Here is a 24,320-nt window from a genome sequence, read left to right on the forward strand (position 1 = left end):
ATGTTCACCGATGAGGCCGCACTCGAAGAGCGGCTCGCCACCCCCTCCCCCGCGCTCGTCGCCGACCTCGGCGCGCTCGAAGGCGATCTGCTGGTGCTCGGCGCCGGCGGCAAGATGGGCCCCAGTCTGTGCCGGCTGGCACGCCGGGCGCTGGACGCCGCGGGCCGCGGGGACGTGACCGTGTACGCGGTCTCCCGCTGGTCGGACAGGACGGCGGCCGAGGAGCTGGAGGCGGCCGGGGTCCGTACCGTCGCCTTCGACCTGATGGACCCGGCCGCCGATCTGGCGGAACTGCCCGACGCGGGGAACATCGTCTTCATGGTCGGCGCCAAGTTCGGTTCCGCCGGGGCACCCTCGCACGCCTGGGCGGTGAACGCCGCGATGCCGGACCGGGTGGCCCGGCGCTGGTCCGGCGCCCGGATCGCCGCGTTCTCCACCGGCAACGTCTACCCCCTGGTGCCGGTCTCCTCCGGCGGCTGCACCGAGAGCGACCCGGTCGGCCCGGTCGGCGAGTACGCCATGTCGTGCCTGGGCCGGGAGCGCGTCTTCGCGCACGCCGCCCTGACCCGTGGCACCAGGGTCGCCAACATCCGCCTCAACTACGCGGTCGACCTGCGCTACGGCGTGCTGGCCGACATCGCCTACCGCGTGCAGGCCGGGGAACCCGTAGACGTGACGACCGGTCACGCCAACGTGGTGTGGCAGGGGTACGCCAACGAGGTCGCGCTGCGCTCGCTGCCGCACGCCACCGACGGCGACGCGTTCACCCTCAACCTCACCGGCCCGGAGACCGCTTCGGTGCGCCGCATCGCGCAGTGGTTCGGCGAGGAGTTCGGCAAGGAGCCGGTCCTCGCCGGCCAGGAGGCACCCACCGCGCTGCTCTCCGACGCGAGCCGCTGCCATGCTCTCTTCGGCTACCCGGACGTCGCGCTGCGCACCCTCGTCGAGTGGCAGGCCGACTGGCTGCGCCGCGGGCTGCCGCTGTCCGGCAAGCCCACCAAGTTCCAGGTACGTGACGGAAGGTTCTGATCCACTCCATGTCCACTCCCTCCCTCCTGTCCACGCCCGCGCTCGAACTGCTCGCCCACGGCGCGGCCATCCCCGCCCATCCGCTCGCCCTGCACGCGGACGGCACGTTCGACGAGCGCCGGCAGCGCGCCCTGACCCGGTACTACCTGGCCTCGGGCGCGGGCGGCGCGGCCGTCGCCGTGCACACCACCCAGTTCGAGATCCGTGAGCGGGAGGTGGGGCTGTTCCGCCCCGTCCTCGAACTCGCCGCCGAGACGATCGACGCCGAGGCGGGCCGCCCGTTCGTGAAGGTCGCCGGTGCCTGCGGCTACACCGCCCAGGCCGTCGCCGAGGCGGAGACCGCCGCCTCGCTCGGCTACGACGCGGTGCTGCTCAGCCCGGCCGTGCCCGGAGCGGACGAGAAGGGGCTGCTGGAGCGGGCCCGGGCGGTCGGCGAGGTGCTGCCGGTGATCGGCTTCTACCTCCAGGAGGCCGTCGGCGGGCGGTACTTGTCGCCGTCCTTCTGGTCCGCGTTCACCGATCTGCCGAACACGGCCGCGGTGAAGATCGCCCCGTTCGACCGCTACCGCACCGCCGACGTCGTCCGGGCGGTCGCCGCCGCGGACCGGGCTGACGAGGTCGCCCTGTACACCGGCAACGACGACGACATCATCGGCGATCTGCTCACCCCGTACGAGACGGCCGCCGGCACCCCGCGCTGGTTCGCGGGCGGGCTGCTCGGCCAGTGGGCGGTGTGGACGAGCTCCGCGGTGACGCTGCTCGACGACGTCCGCCGGGCCCGGGCCGGGGACCACGAGGCGATGGTCCGCTGCCTGGCCCGCCGCACCGAACTCACCGACGCCAACAGCGCGGTCTTCGACGTGCGCGGCGCCTTCCGCGGCTGCATCGCGGGCATCCACGAAGTGCTGCGCCGTCAGGGCCTGTTGGCGAACATCCGCTGCCTGGACCCGGCCGAGACGCTCTCCCCCGGACAGGCCGAAGAGATCACCCGGGTGGCCGCGGCCTACCCTTGGCTGACCGATGACGCCTTCGTTGCGGAGCACCTCGATGCCTGGCTCTCCTGAATCCGCCGACCGCACCTCACGGGTGGTCGTCGCCGTACCACCGGGCCTGCGCGCCCAGTTCTTCACCGCCGATGTGTGGCGGGAGCTGGAGCGGGCGGCCGAACTCACCGTCATCGACGACCACTCCGACCGTGCGGCGGTCGCGGCGGCCCTGCCCGGCGCCCGTGCGCTGATCACCTCGTGGCGGGCCCCGAAGGTGGACGCGGAACTGCTGGCGCACGCCGACCGGCTGGAGCTGGTGGCGCACACCGGTTCCGCGGTCGCCCCCTATGTCACCGAGGACGTGTTCCGGCGCTCCATCCTGGTCACCCAGGCAGGCGACGAGATGGCCCGCCCGGTCGCCGAGGTGGCTCTCGCCTTCACGCTGTCGCTGCTCCACCGCATCCAGCGCTTCGACCACGCGCTGCGCGGCGGCCTGGACTGGGCGGCCGCGAGCGAGGCCCCGGCGCGCCACGAGATCCACGGCAGCGAGATCGGCGTGATCGGCGCCTCGCGCACCGGCCGCGCCTACATCAAGCTGGCGCGGGCGATGGGGGCGCGGGTGAGCGTCACCGACCCGTTCCTCTCCGACGAGGAGGCCGCAGAGCTCGGTGTGACGTCCGTGCCGCTGGAGACGCTGCTCACCGGCAGCCGGATCGTGGCCGTGCACGCCCCGGTCACCGAGGAGACCCACCACATGATCGGCGCCGCTCAGCTGGCGCTGATGCCGGACGGCGCGGGTCTGGTGAACACCGCCCGGTCGTGGCTGGTCGACGAGGACGCGCTCCTGGCCGAGCTGGCCACGGGCCGGCTGGACGCGGCGATCGACGTGTTCGACGCCGAACCGCTGCCCGTGGACCACCCCTTCCGCGCGCTGCCGAACGTGCTGCTCACCCCGCACCAGGCGGCGGGCAGTGTCGAGTGCCGGCAGCGGCTGGGCACCAGCGCGGTCAACGAGGTGCTGCGGCTGATCGCCGGACGCCCCCCGGTGCACGCGGTGACCGCCGCGGCTCTCACCCGACTGCGCTGACTCCCTTTTCGTCCCCGCACAACCCCAGAATTCAGGAGATCTCACCGTCATGCGACTGATGCGCATCGGCGAGCCGGGCCATGAGCGCCCGGTCGCCGTCTGCCCCGAGGGCCGCCACTACGACCTGTCCGGCATCACCGACGACATCGACGGCGCCTTCCTCGCCGCGCTGGCCGACAAGCCGCACCTGATCCCCGCGGCGGCGGTCCTCCCGGAGACCGACATCGCCGGACAGCGCATCGGCGCCCCGGTGGCCCGGCCCTCCGCGCTCCTGTGCATCGGGCAGAACTACGCGGCCCACGCGGCGGAGTCCGGTGCCGAGCCGCCGGAGCAGCCGATCCTCTTCTACAAGTCGCCGAACACCGTGGTCGGTCCGTACGACGACGTCCTCATTCCGCGCGGGTCGAAGAAGACCGACTGGGAGGTGGAGCTCGCCGTCGTGATCGGCCGCCGCGCCTCCTACCTGGACTCCCCCGCCGACGCCGCCGCCCACATCGCGGGCTACGCGGTCAGCAACGACGTGTCCGAGCGCGCCTTCCAGCTGGAGGAGTCGGGCGGCCAGTGGTCCAAGGGCAAGAGCTGCGCGACCTTCAACCCGCTGGGCCCGGTGCTGGTGACGGCCGACGAGGTGGGCGATCCGCAGCAGTTGCGGCTGCGCAGCTTCGTCAACGGTGAGCCCCGGCAGGACTCCTCCACCGCGGACATGATCTTCGGCGTGGCGCATCTGGTGCACCATCTGTCGCAGTACCTGGTGCTGGAGCCCGGCGACATCATCAACACCGGTACGCCGCAGGGCGTGGCCCTGTCCGGCCGGTTCCCGTACCTGGGTGCCGAGGACGTGATGGAGGTCGAGATCTCGGGCCTTGGCCGGCAGCGCAGCGTCTGCCGGCCCGCGTAACCGGGGCCGCGAGGGGCCTCAGTCCTCCGGGAGTTCGACCGGGGCGATCTCGTCGAAGACGTCGCCGGGGCCGGGGTTGGTCGCGTCGGTCGCACCGCCGAACTGGGCCATCACACCCCAGACGGCGTTCAGCGCCGTCTGCACGGCCCCCTCGGCCCAGCCGGCCGTCCAGGAGATGTCGTCGCCGGCGAGGAACAGGCCCCGCTTGTCGGCGGGCAGCCGGTCCTGCATGAAGTGGGTGAACAGCCGTCGCTGGTAGCGGTAGTGGCCGGGCAGGTTCGCCTTGAACGCGCCCATGAAATAGGGCTCGTTCTCCCAGGACACGGTCACCGGATTGCCGGTGATGTGCTTGCGGATGTCGACGTTCGGATAGATCTCGCCGAGCGACTTCAGCATGACGTCCATGCGCTCGGTCGCGGAGAGCGGCAGCCACTTCAGGCTGTCGTCGCACCAGGTGTACGAGAGGCAGATGCTGGCCGGCTTGTCCGGGCCGTCGTCGAGGAGGTACGTGCCGCGGGTCATCCGGTCGGTCAGCGTCATCGACATGGTGTCGCGGCCGGTGGTCTCGTCCTTGTCCAGCCAGAACGGCCGGTCGACGGGGACGAACAGCTTGGACGACTCCATGTAGTGGGTGCGCTCCATCGCCGTCCAGTGGTCGATGGGGAAGAGCGCGTCGTCGCAGGCGATCTTGGAGAGCAGCAGCCAGGACTGCCCGGTGAAGACGGCGGCGCGGAAGGTCCGGATGTCGCCGGTGGCGTCGGTGACGGTGATCCGGTTGCCGGCCGTGCGGTGCAGCCGGGTCACGGCGCCGCGCGGCTCGCCGTCGTGCAGCGAGGCCAGCGAGGTGCCGAGCGGCCAGTGGACGATCTTCTGCGGCTCGCGCTCCCACAGGCGCAGCGGGAGCTGCTGGCTGCCGCCGACGATGGAGCGGTGGTGGTCGTCCGCCTCGGTGTAGACGACGCGCAGGATCTCCAGGATGGAGTTGGGGAAGTCGGTGTCCCAGCCGCCGGTGCCGAAGCCGACCTGTCCGAAGATCTCGCGGTGGCGGAACGACTTGAAGGCGTCGGAGTCGCAGAGGAAGCCGTAGAAGGTCTGGTTGTCGAGCTTCTCGACGAGCCGGGCCCAGATCTCCCGGATCCGCGGTACGTCGCGTTCGCGCATCGCCCGGTTCATGTCGGAGAAGTCGGCGCCCTCCTCCAGGCAGGCGTTCCAGGCGTCCATCACGTCGCGGTAGACCTGCGGGAGGTCGTCGATGGTGGTGGCGTAGTGCGACTCGCCCTTCAGGTCGACGACGGTCGACGGGGTGACCGGGGAGAGCGGGTTGGGGAACGGCTTCGTCTCCAGGCCGACCAGGTCGATGTAGTGCTGGAGGGCGGTCGAGGACGGCGGGAAGCGCATCGCGCCCATTTCGGCGGTGAGGGGCTCGCCGTCCGTGGTGCAGCCGTCGAACTCGACGGTGCGCAGCCGGCCGCCGATGCGGTCGGCCTCGTAGACGACGGGCTTGAGCCCCATCTTCATCAGCTCGTAGGCGGTGACGATGCCGGAGAGTCCGCCGCCGATGACGGCCACCTCGCTGCCGTGTTCGGTCGCCGGTATCTGGCCGAGGCCGGCGGGGTGCGCGAGGAAGTCGTCGTAGGCGTAGGGGAAGTCCGGTCCGAACATGGTGATCGGCGGGGCTGCGTCGGTGTGCGGGACGGCCGGGGGCACCGTGGACGTCATGGGGTACGGACTCCTTGCGGGAACAGGTGGGTGAGGGCGGGGCGGCGTTCTCAGACGAGGGAGCCGTACAGACCGGGACGGCGGTCGCGGAGGTAGGGGTTGGCTGCCCGGGAGGCGGTGAGCAGGGCGGGGTCGACGTCGCCGATGACGAGTTCCTCGCCGCGTCCGGCGCGGGTACGGACCGTGCCGTCGGGGCCGGCGAGGCCGCTCAGTCCGACGAACTCGAAGGGTCCCTCGGTGCCGGTCCGGTTGGCGTACGCGACGTAGAGCTGGTTCTCGAAGGCGCGGACCGGGACGACGGACTCCGCGACGAACGGGAAGGGGTGCATCAGGGCGGTCGGTACGAGCAGCAGATCGGTTCCGGCGAGCGCGTGCGCCCGTACGTTCTCCGGGAACTCGACGTCGTAGCAGATCAGCAGGCCGACGCGGACGCCGTCCAGTTCGGCCTGGACGACCGCCTGGTCGCCGGGGGTGAACCAGCGTTCCTCGAAGTCGCCGAAGAGGTGGGTCTTGCGGTAGTTCGCGAGCCGCGTCCCGTCGGGCCCGATGAGCTGGGCTGCGTTGTACAGGGTGTCGCCGTCGCGCTCCGGGTAGCCGTAGTGGACGGCGATGCCGTGCCGGACGGCGATCCCGGCGACGGCCTGTGCGGCGCTGCCGTCGGCGGCCTCGGCCAGCCGGGGCACGTCGTCGCCGATCGCGTACCCGGTCAGGAACATCTCGGGGCAGACGAGCAGCCGGGCGCCGCTCGCCGCGGCGCGTCCGGCGGCGCTCTCCAGTGCCTCGATGTTCCGGGCCACCGAGCCCGGGGTTCCGGAGCTCTGGAGCAGGGCGGTGCGCAGCGGCGGCATGGCTGACCTCGGACGATGGGGCGGGGCGGGGACGTATTGACGGTACGTTCCGCGATTCCCCCCGGACAAGGCGCGAGTGTTGCGCACCAACCGTCGATCCGTTGCGTGCGCGGGCGGTCGGCGGCGATTCGTTGCGCGGGACATCCGCGCACGTCACCGGGGGTGTCCCGGCCGGAGCACGGGGCGGCGGAGGCAGGGGGCGGGGGGTGGCCGGCGCAGAGCGGCCCGTCCGGGGCCCGGCGGCGGATAATCTGACCGCTTGTTGCGTTACGTGACGGGGAGGGCACGGTGAACGACGGCATGCGTGACGTCCGGGTGGCGGAGGTGGCGCGCCTCGCGCGGCGCTGGCTCGGTGCGGACGCCCTCGCCCGGCGTCAGGAGTCCGACGCGTGGTGGGCGGCTCTGGCGTTGCGCTGTGCGCGGGCCGCCCTCGCCACGGACTCCGGCCCCGGCGGCGCGGAGCAGGCACGGGCGGACGCGATCACCGCGCTGACGGCCGCCCTGGATCTCGGCCTGGACGCGGGGACGGCATCGTTGCCGGCCCTGCTCGAACAGCATGCGCCGGTGGCCTTCTCGCTTCCGCCGGCGGGGTCTGCGGTGCTGCGGGATCCGGTGGACAGGGTCGCGCCGTCCGACGACGGAGCGTGGTGGACGTGGTCGCCGCTGCCGGCCGACCGCGATCCCGTGCTGACGTGGCCGATGCCTCCGGTGCTGCTCTCCCGCTACCGGCCCCTGCCCGGCGGCACGTCGGCCGGGGACGAACGGGACGAGGCGCTTCCCGCCGGGCGGGGCCTCCGGCTCCTGGTCGAGTACACGCGCACCGGAGCACCGGAGCGGCTCGACGAGGCGGTGACGCTGCTGGAGCGCGCGGTCCGGACCGTGGCCAGTGACTCGGAGGCGGCCAACGGGGATCTGGCGTGGGCGCTCCTCCAGCGCTTCACCCGTTCCGAGCTGCGTGCGGATCTCGACGGCTCGGTCGAACACGCCATGGTGGCGGGAGTCTTCAACCGGGACGACGAGGGCGGCGACGCGCGCGCCCCGGTGTGGCTGGCCGTCCTGGGTCTCGCGCTGCTGACCCGCTACGAGCTGACCGGCGGACCGGCCGATCTCGACAACGCCGTCGGCGCCCTGCATCGCTCCGTCACCGCGCTCGGCGAGGGCCATCCGGACTTCGACGCGGTGACCTCGGCGCTCGCCGACGCCCTGCTGTACCGCCACGGCCTCACGGGGGCGTCGGCGGACCTGCGTCTGGCGGGCGAGCTGGTCTTCACGCCGGAGCAGCCTGTGGCGTACGCCCCCTCCGTGTACGCGGCGTTTCTGGAGGACGGCGATCCCACGGCCCTGAACGACGCCGTGGGACAGGCGCGTTCGGCGCTGACACGGATCAGGGACGACACCCGGCGGCCCTGGGCGCTGAACGGTCTGGCCGGCTTCCTCCTCGCCCGTTACGCGGCACTCCACGACCCGTCCGACGCCTGGGCGGCGGTGGACCGGCTTCAGGAGGCCCGGGCCCTGCTGCCGCCGGGAACCACCCCGTACGCCACGGTGCTGGTCAATCTCGCGCACGCCCTGACGGCGGGCCCGCAGCGGGACACCCCGGCGGCCGCCCGGCTGGCCACCGAAGCACTGGACACCCCGCACATCTCCGTCAGGCTCGAAGCGCAGGCACTGGAACTCCTGTGCGCGCTGGCAGAGTTGTCCGGCCATCCGGCCGAACTCGCCCTCGCGCCCGATCTGCTCGACCGGCGGCTCACCACCCTGCTGGAACAGCGGGCCGACGCACCGGCGGACCCCCGCCGCACGGCGCTGCGCTGGGCACAGGCGCGGCTGCGGCGGAGCAGCGGGCGTCCCGCGGAAGGGCTGGAACTGGCCCGCGCCGTGCAGGAGGACCGGGTGTGGGACGTCCTGGCCCAGCCGGACGCGGGCGAGTCCTTCAGAAGGGCCCGCCGCGCACTCGCCGAGGCGGCCGAGATGGCGGTCTGGATGGAGGAGGACGGCGAGCCCCGCGAGGCGTTCGCGGCGATCGAGTCCGCGCGCGCCCTGACGGTGCTCGCGGCGACCGAGGCGGATCCGGTCTCGGCCCGGCTGACCGCGCTCGGCAGCGGCGAGCTCCAGGAGCGGTGGCTGCTCGCACGGACGTCCGCGCCCACGGACCGCGACCCGTCCCGGCTGCCGTCCGCCCGTCGCGGGCTGGGCGACGCCGGTCCCGGTGCCGACGTGCCGCCGGAACTGCGGGCGGAGGTGCGCGGCGCCCTCCTGCCGTCGGCCGGAGCGGGTCCGCAGGACTTCCTGGGCCGCCCGACGCCCGACGCGCTGGCCGAACCGCTGCACGCCATCGGGGCCGACGCCGTGGTGCACGTGGTGGCGGGCCGGGGCCACACGCCGGGCCTGGCCCTCGTCCTGCACGCCACCGGCGAGGTCGCCTCGCTCGTCCTCCCTCACCTGTCCGAACAGGCACGGGAGCTGCGCCGATTCGCCCGGGCACACGACGAGTGCCTGCGCAGTCCCGGTGACCGGGCGGCGGGCAGCGCGTGGCGGACCGCCCTGCGACAGGTTTGCGACTGGTCCTGGAGAGCCGCCGTCCACGCCGTCCACGATCATCTGTCGGCCCGCGCCGGGGCCGAGGCCGGGCGGATCCCCCATGTGGTGTTCGTCCCCACCGGGGCGCTGGGACTGGTGCCCTGGCATGCGGCACGGCGTAAGCACGAGGGCGCGAGGCGTTACGCCATCGAGGACATGTGCTTCAGCTACGCCCCGTCCGCGAGTGCGCTGGACGGCTTCGCGCGCAGGCAGCGGTCCGTGCCGGACGGCACCGGGCTGGTGGTGGCCGACCCGCTGGGCGATCTGCCGCACGCCCGTCAGGAGGGCGCGGACCTGCACCGCTGGTACTACTCCAAGGGGTCCCGGCTCGGCAGGTCCGGCGCTGCGGACGCGATGCCCGCGACTCCCCGGGCGGTGCTCGAAGCGCTGCTGGCGGAAGGCGACGGCCCGGGCCCCGCGGTGGTCCACTTCGCCTGCCACGCCCGCAGTTGCGCCCCCGCGACCGAGTCGCACCTGGTGCTCGCCGGTGGCCAGCGGCTCAGTGTCGGCAGTCTGCTGGCGCATGCGCGGCCGTCGGCGGCGCACGGCCGGAATCCGCTGGTCGTGCTGGCCGCCTGCGCCACCGCCGTACCCGGGGAGCAGTACGACGAGGCGCTGAGCCTCGCGACCGCGTTCGCCGCGGCCGGTGCGTCCTGTGTCATCGGCACCCTGTGGACGGTCGGGGACGAGCACGCGACGCGGCTGATGACGGACTTCCACCATTTCCTGAACCTCGACGGACTGCCCGCGGCCCAGTCCCTGCGGCAGTCGCAGCTGCGGGCCCTGGACCGGGCCCGCAGCCGGACCGCCGGCAGCGGCCCGGCGGCACGGACCAGGGCCGAGGACCCCGCGCACTGGGCGGCGTTCCTCCATTACGGGACCGGGTTCCCCGGGCCGGGTGGTGTGCGGGGAGGCCCGGACGCGGAAGCGTTGTCCGGGTCCGCCACGGACGGGCTCGGTCCGGCCGCGGGAACGCGCGCCCCGCTCTTCTCCCGGATGCCGGGCCGGGAACGCTCCGAGGTCATCTGGATCTGCCCTCAGCGCGACTGCCTGCGCCGGGCCGCGGGGGACGCCAAGGCGCCGTTCGACGAGGACACCTGCCCCGATCATCCGCGCCAGGCACTGAGGCGGGAGTAGCGCGTGGGCGACCTCGTGAAGGGCATGGTCGAACCCCTCGCCAAACGGTGGACGGCCACGATGGGCGGGCCCCTGCTGCTGTTCTGGATGGCGGGCGCGCTGACCGTGCTCCACCGCTTCGGCCCGCCGTCGGAGCTCTGCGGACGGGCCGGTGCGCTGGGCCGTCCGGTGTGCCGGATCGCCGGACAGGGGGCCTGGGGGACGGCACTGCTCGCTGCCGCGCTGACGGCGGGGCTGGTGCTGTCGGCCGTGGCACTGTCCGCCGTCGCGTCCCCCGCGCTGGAGGTGCTGGCGGGCAGGTGGGGAACCTCGGCTCCCGCTGTGGCGCTCGCCCACCGGCGTACCGCACGGCACGCGTCACGCCGTGAACGGCTCGGCCGTCGGGCCGCCGACCGCTCAGGGCCCGGCGCCCACCAGGGCGACCGGCTGATCGCGTGGCGGGCGCAGAACGCGTGGCGGCGCACCGGAGCGGGGCGGGCCTGGTCGCACTATCCGCGGCGGCGGGACGAACTGCGCCCCACGGCGGTGGGCAACGCCCTGCACGGGGTGGCGGCCGGCATCGAGCGCAACTACGGGCTGTCGCTCCCGGTCTGCTGGGGACCCTTCGTCGAGTGCCTGGAGGCGACGGCCCGCGAGCGGCTCACGGCGTCGGCCACCAGGGTCCTGGGCCGGACCCAGGCGCTGGTCTGTGCGGTGCTCGCGCCCGTGTGGACGCTGCTGCTGGAGGGGGTGGCGGCGCGCGTCGTCTGGCTCGTCGTCTGCGCGCTGTGGGTCTGGGGCGCGCACCGCGCTCTGCGCTCCGGGACCGAGCAGTACTGCGAGCACGTGCGCGACGTGTTCGCGGTGCACCGGATCCGTCTCTACCGGGCGGCGGGCTTCCCTGCGCCCGTGTCGACGGAGGCCGAAGTCGCGTCCGGGAACGCGCTCAGCGAGGCGCTGGCGATGGAGCTGACCCGGGACACCCTGTTCGCCTGGCCCGACGCACCGTAGCGCCCCGGCTGCCGGACGCGGGCCCTGTGCGGCGTCCCCCGGCGGTCAGGGGGTGGATGCGTCCGGGGCGCCCGCCGAGTAGCGCCGCAGCAGTGGCGAGAGGACCAGGACGGACTTCGTCCGCTCGACGTACGGCTCGCCCGCGATCCGCTCCAGGACCTGTTCGAAGTGGCGCATGTCCGCCGCGAACACCTGGACCAGCGCGTCCGCGTCCCCCGTGACCGTGGACGCCGAGGCGACCTCCGGGTAGCGGGCGAGCCCCTGCTTGATCGACTCGGGTGAGGTGTTGCGGCTGCAGTAGATCTCGATGTAGCCCTCGGTCTCCCAGCCCAGCGCCGCCGGGTCCACCCGCACGGTGAACCCGGTGATCGCTCCCTCGGCGCGCAGCCGGTCCACCCGGCGTTTCACCGCGGGTGCGGACAGCCCGATGATCGAGCCGATGTCGGCGTAGGAGCGGCGGGCGTCTTCGGCGAGGGCGTGGACGATGCGTTCGTCGAGGTCGTTCAGTCGCACGTCGTACGGATCACTTCTCTGCGATGGCGAGCGCCCCGGTGGGGCGGGCCCGGCTGGTTCCGGGGGCGGCGTCGCCGCCCCCGGAAGTAGACCATGACCCGCCCCACCGGGGCGCGCTCAGCGCAGGTGGCGCCGGATCAGAACGGGAACTGCGAGCGCCCGTGCTGCACGGAGATCCACTTCTGGGTGGTGAAGGCCTCCAGCATGGAGTCGCCGTTCAGCCGTCCGAGGCCGGAGTTCTTCTCGCCGCCGAAGGGGACGATCGGCTCGTCGTGGACCGTGCCGTCGTTGATGTGGATCATGCCGGTACGGATGCGCTGTCCGACCCGGACGCCGCGCTCGATGTTGCCGGTGTGCACGGCGCCGCTCAGCCCGTAGGGGCTGTCGTTGGCTATCCGGACCGCCTCGTCCTCGCCGTCGAACGGCACGAGGAGCGCGACCGGGCCGAAGATCTCCTGGGAGAGCACCGGGGAGTCGGCGGCGAGACCGGTCAGGACCGAGGGGCTGACGAGGTTTCCGTCGGCGCGTCCGTGCAGCAGTGCGGTGGCGCCGGCCTCGACGGTCTGGTCGACGAGCGTGGCGATGGCCTCGGCCTGCGTCGAGTTGATCAGCGGGCCGATCTGGGTCGCCGGGTCGGCCGGGTCGCCGACCCGCAGCGACGCCACCTTCGCGACGAACTTCTCGGTGAACTCCTCTTCCACCGCGCGGTCGACGAGGATCCGGTTGGCGGCCATGCAGACCTGGCCCTGGTGCACGTACCGGCTGAAGACCGCCGCGTCGACGGCGTAGTCGACATCGGCGTCGTCGAGGACGATCAGCGCGCTGTTGCCGCCGAGTTCGAGGACGGAGCGCTTGAGGTTGGCCGCGCACACCGTCGCGACGTGCCGGCCGACCTTGTCGGAGCCGGTGAAGGAGATGACCTGCGGGACGGGGTGCTCCAGCAGTGCGTCGCCGATCTCCGCGATGTCGGTGACGACGACGTTCAGCAGGCCGGCCAGCAGTCCGGCGTCCTCGAAGACCTTGGCGACCAGGGTGCCGCCGCAGACCGGGGTGTTCTGGTGCGGCTTGAGCACGACGGCGTTGCCCAGCGCCAGGGCCGGAGCCACGGACTTCAGGGACAGCAGGAAGGGGAAGTTGAAGGGGCTGATGACACCCACCACGCCGACCGGTACCCGGTAGACGCGGTTCTCCTTGCCCGGGGTCGGCGAGGGCAGGATCTGCCCGGTGGAGCGCAGCGCGAGCTGGATCGCCTCGCGCAGGAACTCCTTGGCCAGGTGCAGCTCGAAGGCCGCCTTCAGCCGGGTGCCGCCGAGCTCCGCGACGATCGCGTCGCCGATCTCGTCCTCGCGCTCCTCGACGACGCGCAGGGCCTTCTCCAGCACCGCGCGCCGGGCGTAGGGGTTGGTGTCCGCCCACGCCTGCTGAGCGGTCTCCGCCGCGCGGTAGGCCTGGTCCACCTCGTCGGCCGTGGCGACCGTGATGGAGGCGAGCTTCTCCCCGTCGAACGGGTTGAAGTCGATGATGTCCCAGGACCCCTTGCCCGGCCTCCACTCTCCGTCGATGTACTGATGGGCCAGGTCAGTGAAGAAGGACATGAGATCCCTTACCGCAGAGTGGGCGGGCAGCTGAGTGGGATTCATATTACTTAATTTTCAACAGAGTTGGTATGGATCTCAGCCCCGTGCGACCGCCGTTTCCGGCCATGCGCCGGCCGGCCGCCGGCCCCGGGAACACCCGGAAAACACCGGTGCCCCTCCCGGCGTGAAAGCCGGAAGGGGCACGGTCGGTGCAGGGGTGCGGGATCAGCTCCAGCTGGCGTGCAGCGGCTTGCCCTCGGCGTAACCGGCGGCGCTCTGCACACCGACGACGGCCTTCTCGGCGAACTCCGCGAGGGAGCCCGCACCGGCGTAGGTGCAGGAGGAGCGGACACCCGCGATGATCGAGTCCACCAGGTCCTCGACGCCGGGGCGGGTCGGGTCCAGGAACATCCGGGAGGTGGAGATGCCCTCCTCGAAGAGCGCCTTGCGGGCCCGGTCGTACGCCGACTCGTCGGACGTGCGGTTCTTCACGGCGCGCGCGGACGCCATGCCGAAGGACTCCTTGTAGAAGCGGCCGTCGGCGGACTGCTGGAGGTCGCCGGGCGACTCGTACGTCCCGGCGAACCAGGAACCGATCATGACGTTGGACGCACCCGCGGCCAGCGCCATGGCGACATCGCGCGGATGACGGACGCCGCCGTCGGCCCAGACGTGCTTGCCGTACTTCTTCGCCTCGGCGGCGCACTCCAGGACGGCGGAGAACTGGGGCCGGCCCACGCCGGTCATCATCCGGGTGGTGCACATGGCGCCGGGGCCGACACCGACCTTGATGATGTCCGCGCCGGCCTCGATGAGGTCGCGCACACCCTCGGCGGCGACGATGTTGCCCGCGACGATCGGCACCTGCGGGTCCAGCGCCCGGACGGCGCGGACGGCGCTGATCATGGACTCCTGGTGGCCGTGGGCGGTGTCGACGACCAGGGTGTCGGCACCCGCGTCGAGCAGCTGCTTGGCCTTGCCCGCGACATCGCCGTTGATCCCCACGGCGGCCGCGATCCGCAGCTTGCCCGCCGCGTCGGTGGCGGGCGTGTAGAGAGTGGCGCGCAGTGCGGCCTTCCGGGTGAGGATGCCGACGAGCCGGCCGTCCGCGTCGACCGCGGGGGCGAGCTTGCGGTTGGCGCCGTCGAGCTTGTTGAACGCGTCGCGCGGGTCGATGTCCGCGTCGAGCAGCACCAGGTCCTTCGACATGACCTCGGAGAGCTGGGTGAAGCGGTCGACCCCGGTCAGGTCGTGGTCGGTGACCACGCCGACGGGACGCTGCTCGGCGTCGACGACGACCCCGGCGCCGTGGGCGCGCTTGGGCAGCAGCGACAGGGCGTCGGCGACCGTCTGGCCGGGGGCGAGGATGATCGGGGTGTCGAGCACCAGGTGGCGGGACTTCACCCAGCTGATGACCTCGGTGACGACCTCGATCGGGATGTCCTGCGGGATCACGACGAGCCCACCGCGACGGGCGATGGTTTCGGCCATCCGGCGGCCCGCGATGGCCGTCATGTTGGCCACGACGAGCGGGATGGTGGTGCCGGTGCCGTCGGGCGACGACAGGTCGACCCCCTGGCGGGATCCGACCGCCGACCTGCCCGGAACCATGAAGACGTCGTCGTACGTGAGGTCGTACGGAACGCCGGGGGACTCTGTGTATCGACCGGTGCCGGGCTCAAGAAAACGCATAACACTCATTTTTTCATATGAAATGGCGCAGGTCGTTTCCACGAAGACACAGCAAACGACTCCCGCCTTCGTATGTTCCTCCAAGGAACAAGATCGGGAGTCCCGGGCAAGTGGAACCTGCCTTGCCCACAGACCCTACCCGAAGGGCCTGCGAATCATTCGTGATCATCTTCCCTGGACCTGGTGACTGGGGGTCAGGTAGCTTCAAACGCGCAGGTCCCGAGGGTCACCCCAACACCCCGGATCAACTGGCGGAGCGGTCACAACTCCCGCCACACGTACGACCGGAGAGGATCACGACCCGCCCGTGGAGAGTGAACTGCCCGACATCTACTGCCCGTTCCCCCAGCGGACGAACCCGCACGTCGGGCACGTACGGGAACATCTCGACACCTGGACACGCAACACCGGTCTGGTGCACCGGGATTCGGCCAGGGAACGCTTCGAGCAGGCCGACTTCGGCGCCTTCGTCGGCATGGTCTACCCGACCGCTGGCAGCGCGGACCTGGACCTCGTCGCCGACTGGTTCGTCTGGCTCTTCCTCGTCGACGACCAGCTGGACGACGGGCACCTGGGCCGCAGCCCGGACCGGGTGCGGGACGTCGTCGCGCTGATGCAGTCCGTGGTCGAGGGCTCCGGTACGGGCACCCTGGCGGACGAGAAGCTGCCTGCGGCGGTGGTCGCCCTCGCCGACCTGTGGGAACGCACCACACCGGCCGCGGCGGCGCACTGGCGGCGGCGCTTCGCCTGGCACCTGATCACGTACCTCACGACGGCCACCACCTGGGAGGCCGGCAACCGCGCGGACGGGGTGGTCCCGCCCGAGGCGGTGTACATCGAGAAACGCCGCCACACCGGCGCCATACACGTCTGCATGGACCTGATAGAGATCGTGGCCGGCATCGAGGCGCCCGAGTCGATCCACAACGACCCGCGCTTCATCACCGCCCTCGAAGCCTCGTGCAACGTCGTGTGCTGGGCCAACGACGTGTACTCGTACGAGAAGGAGCAGGTGCTCGGCGAGATCCACAACCTCGTCCACCTGGTCCGCCACCACCGCGGCTTCGGCAAGCAGCAGGCACTGGAACACGTCTGCGCGGAGATCACCACGGAGACCGAGCGTTTCCTGACCGCGGAGGCCGAGCTGCTGGCCGCGTACCCGCAGCTGTCCCCGATGCTGGAGCCGTACCTGGACGGGATGCGGAGCTGGATGCGCGGGAATCTCGACTGGTCCCGGCAGACACCGCGCTACAACCCGGCCGACGTCAGCCAGTACAAGGAGCCGGAGCAGTATCTGGAGGCGACGGTCCTGGGCGTCCGGCCGGACTGACCGGGCACTGCGGAGACAGCCGGAAGGGGGCGGGCGGTGTGATCACCGCCCGCCCCCTTCCGTACCGTTCCGGCTGCTATTCCCCGTCCGGGTCGGCCCGCTCCAGTGCGGGCCTGCGCGGGGCGGCCGACTCGGTCAGCAGGTAGTCCGCCGCCGCGGTGTCCGTCACCAGGCTGGTGACGAGCCCGGACCGCAGAACCGCCCCGATCGCCGCGGCCTTGCGCTGGCCGCCCGCGATCGCGACCACCTCGGGAATCCGCCGCAGCCGGTCCGCCTCGACCGTGATGCAGCGCTCGCCGAGGTCACGGCCGACCCGGCGGCCCTCGGAGTCGAAGAGGTGCGCCGACATCTCGGCGGCCACCCCCAACGAGGCGTAGTGCTCACGCTCCGTGTCCGAGAGCATGTCGTGGACCGTGGAGATCCCGGGCTCCCAGGAACCGATGGAGACGGCCGCGACCGTCACCTTGTCGAAGTACTCGAAGGCGCGCGCGATGCCCGTCTGGTGGCGCAGCGCGGCGGCCGTGGCCGGGTCGGGCAGCAGCATCGGCGCGTAGATCGGGTGGGCCTCGCCGCCGGACACCTGGGCGGCCCGCCGGACGGCCTCGACCGAGCCGCGCTCGGCCGTTCCCGCGTCGTACACCCCGGTGAGCTGCACGACCGTGCAGGGCGGCAGCCGGTCGAGGGCCGCCGCCATGTGGATCGTGGAGCGTCCCCAGGCGAGCCCGAGCACATCGCCCTCGTTCACCAGTTCGCCGAGCAGGTCGGCCGCGACCTCGCCCAGGTTCTCCGGGTCGGCGGCGTCGTCCTGCTCCTCGGCCGGGGATTCGACCACGACCGCGTGGCGCAGCCCGTAGCGGGCGCGGAGCGCGTCGGAGCGCTCGGCGTCCAGTTCCGCGGGGACCCGGATCTCGATGCGTACGAGGTCACGCTCCAGTGCCGTCTCCAGGACCCGGGCCACCTTGAAGCGGCTGACGCCGAACTCCTCGGCGATCTGGATCTTGGATTTGCCCTCGAGGTAGAAGCGGCGGGCCATGGCCGCCGCCTGCACCAGCTCCGCGGGCCCCATCCGCAGGGCGGACCGGCCCGCCGACATTGCAGACACCGCGTTCTCCTCACTGCTGTTCACGCTCTCGATACGCCGTTCATCCTGTCAGATACGGCGATCCCTGATCGGTCCCGTCGGACCGCGTTCATCTGCGTTTGGCCCGGCCGACGTGCAACCGGGGGCCGGAGCGGGTGTCTGCGCCGTGACCGGCGTCAGTGGCCGCACGCCCACTCCGCCGAGGCGATGACCCCGTCGGCCTTGGCGCGCAGGGCCCGGACGGCTTCGGCCGGGTCCTTGGCGCCGTACACGGCGGAACCGGCGACGAAGACGTCCGCGCCGGCCTCCGCGCACCGTTCGATGGTGGACTCGGAGACCCCGCCGTCGACCTGGAGCCACAGTTCGAGTCCGTGCCTGGAGATCAGCTCACGGGTGCGGCGGATCTTCGGCAGCATGATGTCCAGGAAGGACTGGCCCCCGAAGCCCGGCTCCACCGTCATGATCAGCAGCATGTCGAGCTCGGGGAGCAGGTCCTCGTACGGCTCGATGGGCGTCGCCGGCTTGAGCGCCATGGAGGCGCGGGCGCCCTTGGCCCGGATCTCCCGTGCCAGCCGCACGGGCGCCGCCGCCGCCTCCGCGTGGAAGGTGACCGACCCCGCGCCCGCCTCGACGTACTGCGGGGCCCAGCGGTCCGCGTCCTCGATCATCAGGTGGCAGTCCAGCGGGGTGGACGTGGCCCTGCTGAGCGATTCCACGATCGGGACGCCGAGCGTCAGATTGGGCACGAAGTGGTTGTCCATGACATCGACATGGAGCCAGTCGGCGCCTTCGACAGCCTTCGCCTCCTCGGCGAGGCGTGCGAAGTCGGCGGAGAGAATGCTGGGGTTGATCTGGGCCATGGGCCAAGCCTGCCATGTTCTGGGGCACTTCCCCGCTTCGGTGCGCCCCAAAGCCTCACGGGATCATTACGGTTCGCACATTCCCGGCGTTTCACCCCTGGTCGGGGCCGTACCGGTCAGCCGGTGCGCCGCAGCAGGGCGAGGTACATCGCGTCCGTGCCGTGCAGATGCGGCCACAGCTGGACGTCCGGTCCGTCGCCCAGCGCGGGCACACCGGGCATCAGCGGGCGGGCGTCCACCCACTCGGCCTCGACGGGTGCGCCGCCGCGTCCCTTGAGCACGTCGTCGACGACGACCCGGGTCTCCGCCAGATGCGGCGAGCACGTCGCGTATCCGACGACTCCGCCGATCCGTACGGCCTTCAGCGCCTCGCGCAGCAGACCGCGCTGGAGGGGCGCGAAGCTCTCCAGGTCCTCCTTGCGGCGGCGCCAGCGGGACTCCGGGCGGCGGCGCAGCGCACCGAGGCCGGAGCACGGCACGTCCATCAGGATCCGGTCGAAGGTGTCGGGCAGCCACGGCGGGCGGGTGCCGTCGGCGGTGATCACCTGGTACGGGCCGGGGTTGCCGGCCAGCGAGCGCTCGACGAGACGGGCCCGGTGGGGCTGCTTCTCGGCGGCCAGCACGGCGGCGCCGCGGCCCGCCGCGAGGGCGGCCAGCAGGGCGGCCTTGCCGCCGGGGCCCGCGCAGCCGTCGAGCCAGCGGGTGTCCCTGCCCTCCAGCGGGGCGTTGGCGAGGGCGGCGGCGACGAGCTGGCTGCCCTCGTCCTGGACCCCGGCCCGGCCCTCCTGCACGGCGGTCAGGGCGCCGGGCTCGCCGCCCTCGGCCATCCGCACGGCGTAGGGGGACCAGCGGCCCGGCAGGCCGTTCTCCTCACCGAGCGCGTCGAGGAGTTCTTCGGTGGTGGAGCGGCCGGGGCGGGCGACCAGGGTGACCTCGGGCCGTTCGTTGTCGGCTTCGAGCAGGTCCTCGATGCCGGCGCGGCCGCCGCCAAGGGCGTCCCAGAGCGCCGAGACGACCCACCGCGGATGCGAGTGCACGACCGCGAGGTGGTCCTCGGCGTCGTCCTCGTAGGAGGGCGCGACCTTGGCCACCCAGCCGTCGAGGTCGTCGGCGGACACCTTGCGCAGCACCGCGTTGACGAACTTGGCACGCCCCTCCCCCAGCACCACCCGGGCCAGCTCCACACTCGCGGAGACCGCGGCATGGGTCGGGATGCGGGTGCCGAGCAGCTGGTGCACGCCCATGTTCAGCACGTCCAGGACCGGCGGGTCGACCTCGCGCAGCGGCCGGTCGATGCAGGCGGCGACGATCGCGTCGTACGTGCCCTGGCGGCGCAGCGTCCCGTAGACCAGCTCGGTCGCCAGCGCCGCGTCCCGGTTGTCGAAGTCGCCCTTGGCGCGGGCCTTCTTCAGCAGCGGAGGAAGCACGAGGTTGGCGTACGCGTCACGCTCGTCGACGGCCCTGAGCGCCTCGAAGGCGAGGAACCTGACCGGGTCCTTCTGCGGACGGCGGTGGGGCTTGGCAGGACGGCGACGAGGCTGGTCGTTCACGTGAAAGGTGCTCCGCTGATGGTGAGAGGGCGAACCCTCCCAGCCTACGTCCCCTGGCCGGCCGGTCCGTCAGCTGCCCACGAGCTCGCCGGGAACGATGCGCACTCCGCGCGCCCAGTCCGCCGCGCGCATCGGCTTCTTGCCCTGGGGCTGGACCCAGAGCAGCTCGACGGCGTGGGACCCGGTGCCCACGTACACGTTGTTCTTGGCCGCGGACAGCTCGCCGGGCGCGAGGTCGGCACGGTCCACGACGGGCACGGCCTGGATCAGCTTGAGGCGCTCGCCGCGGAACAGCGTCCACGCGCCGGGGGCCGGGGTGCAGCCGCGCACGATCCGGTCAACGCGCAGGGCGGGCGCCGACCACTGGACCTGGGCGTCCTCGACGGTGATCTTCGGGGCCAGGGTGATCCCCTCGGCGGGCTGCGGCACGGCGTGCAGGGTGCCGTCCTCGATGCCGTCCATCGTCGCGGCGAGCAGCCCCGCCCCGGCGAACGCCAGCCGGGTCAGCAGGTCACCGCTGGTGTCCGTGGGCCGGACCTCCTCGGTGAGGACGCCGTAGACGGGTCCGGAGTCGAGCCCCTCCTCGATGAGGAAGGTCGAGGCGCCCGTCACCTCGTCCCCCGCCATGACGGCGTGCTGGACGGGCGCGGCACCGCGCCAGGCGGGCAGCAGGGAGAAGTGGAGGTTGACCCAGCCGCGGGTGGGGACGACCAGTGCGCTCTTGGGCAGCAGCGCGCCGTAGGCGACGACGGGACAGCAGTCCGGCGCGATCTCCCGCAGCCGTGCCAGGAAGTCCTCGTCCCGGGGCCTGACCGGCTTGAGCACCTCGATGCCGGCTTCCTCGGCCCGCTCGGCGACGGGGCTGGCCACCAGCCGGCGTCCGCGCCCGGCGGGGGCGTCGGGCCTGGTCACGACGGCGGCGACCTCGTGGCGGCCGGAGGCGATCAGGGCGTCCAGTGCGGGTACGGCTACCTCGGGGGTGCCTGCGAAGACGAGCTTCATGGGTGGCTGACTGCCTCTCAGGCCGAAACTTCACGGTGACGAGCAACGCACAAGTCTATGGGCCCCGCGCCCGGACGGCCGCCGGGGATCCCGGACCCCGGAGCCGCTCCGGTCCTCCCGGGGGGCGTACGCGAAGTTGTGCGCCCCTCACTTGTGCACATACGCCCCCGAAGCGTGACCAGATCCCCGGGTGAGGCGTTGGTCAAGAGAGATTGACCGAAGCGAGCCGCCATGGTGCGGCCCGATCCCTTTCAACGCCGGTTCGAGAGGCTTCTTCATGGCCGACCACGCAACCCACGACGCCCAAGCGCGGGCCAGCCTGCATCTTCTGGTGCGGGACATCGAGCGGGTCCGGCGGCAGGTGGACGCACTGCGCACGCTCACCGCCCAACTGGGCAACGTCTACCGTCCGCGCCGCTCCGGCCCTTCCACGGGCTTCGTCGTCTACGGCAGGGCCCCGGCCCCCACCGTCAGGCTGGCCCAGGAATTGCGGGACAGCGTCGAGACCCTGGTCACGGCGGCAGTGGACTTCGACCGTTCGCTGGGCTTCTCCTGGGACGCGGTGGGCTCCGCACTCGGAGTCACCAAGCAGGCGGTCCACCGCCGCTACGGCGCGCGGCGTGCCGCCCCGCAGCCGGTGCCGGCGGACGGCGCGGCGGAGGGCGTTCCCGCACTGCCCTCCGTGCCGGCGGCACGCTCGATGCCGCCGCAGCCGTCGGCGGAACGTCCGCCCCTGCGCGAGGACCTGCGCCCGGGCGCCTTCCCGGGACCACGCAACGGCTGACGCCGGTCCGTGGTGCGGGGTTCCGTCCTCAATCGCCGGACGGGCTTGTGTGCGGGTCCCCCGCGGGGCGCGAATGCCCGGTGGGTGGGGGTGGGGGCCCTCCGGGGCGTCTCCTCAAAAACTGGCGTGGCAACCGGAGACGTAGCGGGGGCCGGGTAGTACGCCAATTTTCTGCGGGGACGCCCCTGCACGCCCCCACCCACTCTCGCGTGCGTCTGAACCCCGGCGGTACGAACGCCGCAGACGCTCGGCGGCCGGGTCCGGGGCCGTGCAGGGGAGTCCCCGCAGGACGACGAACGGATACCGGGGTCGCTCGCGTGGGACTGGAAACGTTCGTCGTTTGAGGAGACGCCCCGGAGGGGCACCGGACCCCCACCCACCGGGGAACGGCGCACCCCGCGGGGAACCCGCACACAAGCCCGTCCGGCGATTGAGGACGGAACCCCGCACCAAGGACGAGGCGCACACCGTCACCCGATATCCGGCGGGTCCACCCGAATCCGCACCGCGCCGCCCGACGCGCCCGCGCCGCCTCCCCGGGACATCCGCGCGGCCTGTGCCGCCTTCAGCGCGGCCGCCAGTGCCGCCCCGCTGCCCGGGGGCACCCTGATCAGGGCCCGCTCCCAGGTCTCGCCCGCCGGTGCGTCGAAGGGGCGGCGGGGCCGTCCCGGCTCACCGCCCTGGACCGGCACGGGCCCGAGCACCTGGGCGTCCGGCGGGAGCTCGGCCGCCGCCAGGAAGCCGGCCAGTGCCTCGGGCGCCCCCGTCACCGACGCCATCCGGGACACCGGCGGGAAGCCCAGCTCGGCCCGTTCCGCGAGTTCGCGCCGCGCGTGTCCGACCGGGTCCCAGCGCACCAGGGCCTGCACGGGCCGCAGCGTCGGCTCGGCGACGATCACCACCGTGCCGCCCTCCGGCTGCCCGCGCACCAGCGCGGCGGCGGCCGTCCAGCGGCGCAGGGCCTCCTCGCCCGCCCGCAGGTCGGGCCGGCCGACCATCGCCCAGCCGTCCAGCAGCAGCGCCGCCGCGTACCCGCCTTCGGCGACCGGCTCCGCCCCCGGTGTGCTGACCACCAGCGCGGGCTGGTCCGGCACGGAGTCCAGGATGTGGTCGCGGCCGGACGTGCGGACCGGCACGGCGGGAAAAGCGCGGCCGAGCTCCTCCGCGGTGCGCCGGGCGCCGACGATCTGGGCCCGCAGCCGGCGGGAGCCGCAGGCGACGCAGTGCCAGGACGTCTCGGACCGTCCGCACCAGGTGCAGTTCAGATCCTGCTGGTCGGGCGCCTCCAGCGGTCCCGCGCAGTGCCGGCACCTCGCCGGTTCCCGGCAGCGCTCGCAGGCCAGTCGCGGGGCGTAACCCCGGCGCGGCACCTGGACCAGCACCGGTCCGGTGCGCAGCCCGTCCCGCACGGTCTGCCAGGCCAGGCTGGGCAGCCGGGCGGCCCGGGCGGCGCCGTCCCTGGCGAGCTCGCCGTCGCCGACGGTGCGCACCAGGGGCGCCGCGGTCCGCAGCTGCTCCCGCTCGGCGCGCAGCGGCAGCGCCCAGCCGCTCTCGACCAGTTGCGCCGCCTCCACGGTGCAGCTCGTGCCGCCGAGCAGGAAGCCGCACCTGCTGTGCGCGGCCCGCAGTTCCAGCACCTCGCGGACGTGCGGGAAGGGGGCGTTGTCGTCGCTGTGGCTGGAGTCCCCGTCGTCCCAGATCGCGACCAGGCCGAGATCGGCGACGGGGGCGAACATCGCGGCCCGGGTCCCGACGACCGCCCGGACGGACCCGCGCCGCACGGCGAGCCACTCCCGGTAGCGCTTCTCGGGTCCGGAGCCGGCGGTCAGCAGTGCGTGCCGGCCCTCGCCGAGCAGGGCGGTGAGGGCGGCGTCGACCCGGCCCGCGGTCCGCCCGTCGGGGACGACGACCAGGGCGCCGCGTCCCGAGGCGAGGGTCGCCGCGACGGCCGAGGCGATCTCCTGCGGCCAGTGGGGGCCGGGCAGCGCCGTCCACACGGCCCTGGGCGCTCCGCCGCCGGCCAGCGCCGACAGGAAGGCCGGTCCCTGTCCGTACCGCTCCCAGGTCCCGGGCGGTGGTGGCGGGGGCGGCGGCAGCGGCTCGGGCGACGGCTTCGCCTCGGCCCGGGCGTTCCTCGGGGGCACCGCGAGCTGGAGGACGTCGGCGAGGCTGCCCGCGTAGCGGTCGGCGACGGCGCGGGCGAGGGCGAGCAGCTCCGGTCCGAGGACGGGTTCGGGAGAGACGACGGAGGCGAGCGCGGCCAGCGCCCCGTTGTAGTCGGACTCGGCCAGCCGCTCGACCAGGAAGCCGTCGATGAGCCCGCCGCCCTCGCGGCGGCCGCCCCGCACGTTGCGTCCTCCGGCGCCGAACCGCACCCGTACCCGCACCCCGGGCCGCGCCTCGGCGTCCAGCTCCTCGGGCACGGCGTAGTCGAAGTACTGGTCGAGGTGCAGGGCCCCCTTGTTGACCAGCACACGGGCGACGGGCAGCTCCCTGGCGAGCGCGGCGCCGCGCCAGGTCCGCGGTTTGGCGCGCGGGACATCGGCCTTGCGCACGGTCTCCCGGATCAGCGCAAGCTGTTCCGGTGCCCCGGCATCGGGCTCGTCGGACCGCTTGTCGTCGCTGCTCACAGCCAAATTCCTACCAGACACCACTGA

At 72.9% G+C, this 24,320-nt stretch carries 18 protein-coding genes; 8 read left to right on the forward strand and 10 right to left on the reverse strand.

Features of this window, described 5'->3' with window-relative positions:
• From OG408_RS07045 to OG408_RS07060, 4 genes are read left to right on the forward strand one after another with little or no spacing between them, the layout of a single operon-like run.
• A complete protein-coding gene (locus OG408_RS07045; protein ID WP_266776478.1) occupies positions 1–1,029 on the forward strand; it encodes an NAD-dependent epimerase/dehydratase family protein in 1,029 nt (342 codons plus the stop codon).
• A gap of 8 nt (positions 1,030–1,037) precedes the next feature.
• Positions 1,038–2,093: a dihydrodipicolinate synthase family protein gene (locus tag OG408_RS07050; protein WP_326668923.1), complete on the forward strand. Its 1,056-nt coding sequence runs from the start codon at positions 1,038–1,040 to the stop codon at positions 2,091–2,093.
• Positions 2,077–3,102, forward strand: coding sequence for a hydroxyacid dehydrogenase (locus OG408_RS07055; protein WP_285566124.1), 1,026 nt, complete (start codon positions 2,077–2,079; stop codon positions 3,100–3,102). Before OG408_RS07050 ends, OG408_RS07055 begins: the two co-directional genes overlap by 17 nt.
• Positions 3,103–3,151: 49 nt before the next feature.
• Positions 3,152–4,000, forward strand: a complete 849-nt coding sequence (locus OG408_RS07060) for a fumarylacetoacetate hydrolase family protein (protein WP_285566122.1) — start codon at positions 3,152–3,154, stop codon at positions 3,998–4,000.
• An 18-nt stretch (positions 4,001–4,018) separates the two neighbouring features.
• Here the strand turns inward: OG408_RS07060 and OG408_RS07065 are convergent, their stop codons facing one another.
• Both OG408_RS07065 and OG408_RS07070 read right to left on the reverse strand, forming a co-directional pair.
• Positions 4,019–5,719, reverse strand: a complete 1,701-nt coding sequence (locus tag OG408_RS07065; RefSeq protein ID WP_266776485.1) for a flavin monoamine oxidase family protein — start codon at positions 5,717–5,719, stop codon at positions 4,019–4,021.
• A gap of 50 nt (positions 5,720–5,769) precedes the next feature.
• The gene (locus tag OG408_RS07070) at positions 5,770–6,567 is read right to left on the reverse strand and encodes a carbon-nitrogen hydrolase family protein (RefSeq protein ID WP_326668927.1); all 798 of its coding nucleotides are present in this window, start codon (positions 6,565–6,567) and stop codon (positions 5,770–5,772) included.
• Between the two features lie 288 nt (positions 6,568–6,855).
• On the opposite strand from OG408_RS07070, the gene OG408_RS07075 reads away from it, so the two are divergent.
• Together OG408_RS07075 and OG408_RS07080 are read left to right on the forward strand one after the other, a co-directional pair.
• On the forward strand, positions 6,856–10,284 hold the full coding sequence (locus OG408_RS07075; protein ID WP_326668928.1) for a CHAT domain-containing protein: 3,429 nt from the start codon (positions 6,856–6,858) through the stop codon (positions 10,282–10,284).
• A 3-nt stretch (positions 10,285–10,287) separates the two neighbouring features.
• Complete coding sequence (locus OG408_RS07080) at positions 10,288–11,274, forward strand: hypothetical protein (protein ID WP_326668930.1); 987 nt, start codon at positions 10,288–10,290, stop codon at positions 11,272–11,274.
• A 45-nt stretch (positions 11,275–11,319) separates the two neighbouring features.
• Here the strand turns inward: OG408_RS07080 and OG408_RS07085 are convergent, their stop codons facing one another.
• From OG408_RS07085 to OG408_RS07095, 3 genes are all read right to left on the reverse strand, one after another.
• Entirely contained in the window at positions 11,320–11,787 is a 468-nt protein-coding gene (locus tag OG408_RS07085) for an Lrp/AsnC family transcriptional regulator (protein ID WP_266776493.1), read from the reverse strand.
• Positions 11,788–11,924: 137 nt separating this feature from the next.
• Positions 11,925–13,382: an aldehyde dehydrogenase family protein gene (locus tag OG408_RS07090; RefSeq protein ID WP_326668932.1), complete on the reverse strand. Its 1,458-nt coding sequence runs from the start codon at positions 13,380–13,382 to the stop codon at positions 11,925–11,927.
• A gap of 207 nt (positions 13,383–13,589) precedes the next feature.
• A complete protein-coding gene (locus OG408_RS07095; protein ID WP_266776497.1) occupies positions 13,590–15,056 on the reverse strand; it encodes a GuaB1 family IMP dehydrogenase-related protein in 1,467 nt (488 codons plus the stop codon).
• A gap of 307 nt (positions 15,057–15,363) precedes the next feature.
• On the opposite strand from OG408_RS07095, the gene OG408_RS07100 reads away from it, so the two are divergent.
• Positions 15,364–16,386 carry a terpene synthase family protein gene (locus OG408_RS07100; RefSeq protein WP_266776499.1) on the forward strand — a complete coding sequence of 341 codons (1,023 nt, stop codon included), beginning with the start codon at positions 15,364–15,366 and terminating at the stop codon, positions 16,384–16,386.
• 76 nt (positions 16,387–16,462) lie between these two features.
• Here the strand turns inward: OG408_RS07100 and OG408_RS07105 are convergent, their stop codons facing one another.
• The 4 genes from OG408_RS07105 to fmt all read right to left on the reverse strand — a co-directional run bounded on the left by OG408_RS07105 (position 16,463) and on the right by fmt (position 20,879).
• Positions 16,463–17,479: a sugar-binding transcriptional regulator gene (locus tag OG408_RS07105; protein ID WP_266786003.1), complete on the reverse strand. Its 1,017-nt coding sequence runs from the start codon at positions 17,477–17,479 to the stop codon at positions 16,463–16,465.
• Between the two features lie 164 nt (positions 17,480–17,643).
• Positions 17,644–18,327 carry a ribulose-phosphate 3-epimerase gene (rpe, locus tag OG408_RS07110; RefSeq protein WP_266776501.1) on the reverse strand — a complete coding sequence of 228 codons (684 nt, stop codon included), beginning with the start codon at positions 18,325–18,327 and terminating at the stop codon, positions 17,644–17,646.
• A gap of 116 nt (positions 18,328–18,443) precedes the next feature.
• The gene (locus tag OG408_RS07115; protein WP_266776503.1) at positions 18,444–19,877 is read right to left on the reverse strand and encodes an RsmB/NOP family class I SAM-dependent RNA methyltransferase; all 1,434 of its coding nucleotides are present in this window, start codon (positions 19,875–19,877) and stop codon (positions 18,444–18,446) included.
• Positions 19,878–19,946: 69 nt separating this feature from the next.
• Entirely contained in the window at positions 19,947–20,879 is a 933-nt protein-coding gene (gene fmt, locus OG408_RS07120) for a methionyl-tRNA formyltransferase (RefSeq protein WP_326668937.1), read from the reverse strand.
• Positions 20,880–21,156: 277 nt separating this feature from the next.
• Here fmt and OG408_RS07125 point away from each other — a divergent pair, with 277 nt between their 5' ends.
• Positions 21,157–21,663, forward strand: coding sequence for a hypothetical protein (locus tag OG408_RS07125; RefSeq protein WP_266776507.1), 507 nt, complete (start codon positions 21,157–21,159; stop codon positions 21,661–21,663).
• Between the two features lie 470 nt (positions 21,664–22,133).
• Here the strand turns inward: OG408_RS07125 and OG408_RS07130 are convergent, their stop codons facing one another.
• Complete coding sequence (locus tag OG408_RS07130; protein WP_326668939.1) at positions 22,134–24,293, reverse strand: primosomal protein N'; 2,160 nt, start codon at positions 24,291–24,293, stop codon at positions 22,134–22,136.
• Between the last annotated feature and the right edge of the window lie 27 nt (positions 24,294–24,320).

The organism is Streptomyces sp. NBC_01257 (assembly GCF_035917255.1).
In the GTDB taxonomy this organism is placed as follows: Bacteria; Actinomycetota; Actinomycetes; order Streptomycetales; family Streptomycetaceae; genus Streptomyces.

Excerpts from the sequence above, each read along its gene's own strand:
- OG408_RS07045 (WP_266776478.1), top strand. The coding sequence starts at position 1 with ATGTTCACCGATGAGGCCGCACTCGAAGAGCGGCTCGCCACCCCCTCC.
- OG408_RS07050 (WP_326668923.1), top strand. The coding sequence starts at position 1,038 with ATGTCCACTCCCTCCCTCCTGTCCACGCCCGCGCTCGAACTGCTCGCC.
- OG408_RS07055 (WP_285566124.1), top strand. The coding sequence starts at position 2,077 with ATGCCTGGCTCTCCTGAATCCGCCGACCGCACCTCACGGGTGGTCGTC.
- OG408_RS07060 (WP_285566122.1), top strand. The coding sequence starts at position 3,152 with ATGCGACTGATGCGCATCGGCGAGCCGGGCCATGAGCGCCCGGTCGCC.
- OG408_RS07065 (WP_266776485.1), bottom strand. The coding sequence starts at position 5,719 with ATGACGTCCACGGTGCCCCCGGCCGTCCCGCACACCGACGCAGCCCCG.
- OG408_RS07070 (WP_326668927.1), bottom strand. The coding sequence starts at position 6,567 with ATGCCGCCGCTGCGCACCGCCCTGCTCCAGAGCTCCGGAACCCCGGGC.
- OG408_RS07090 (WP_326668932.1), bottom strand. The coding sequence starts at position 13,382 with ATGTCCTTCTTCACTGACCTGGCCCATCAGTACATCGACGGAGAGTGG.
- OG408_RS07095 (WP_266776497.1), bottom strand. The coding sequence starts at position 15,056 with ATGCGTTTTCTTGAGCCCGGCACCGGTCGATACACAGAGTCCCCCGGC.
- OG408_RS07105 (WP_266786003.1), bottom strand. The coding sequence starts at position 17,479 with ATGTCGGCGGGCCGGTCCGCCCTGCGGATGGGGCCCGCGGAGCTGGTG.
- rpe (WP_266776501.1), bottom strand. The coding sequence starts at position 18,327 with ATGGCCCAGATCAACCCCAGCATTCTCTCCGCCGACTTCGCACGCCTC.
- fmt (WP_326668937.1), bottom strand. The coding sequence starts at position 20,879 with ATGAAGCTCGTCTTCGCAGGCACCCCCGAGGTAGCCGTACCCGCACTG.
- OG408_RS07125 (WP_266776507.1), top strand. The coding sequence starts at position 21,157 with ATGGCCGACCACGCAACCCACGACGCCCAAGCGCGGGCCAGCCTGCAT.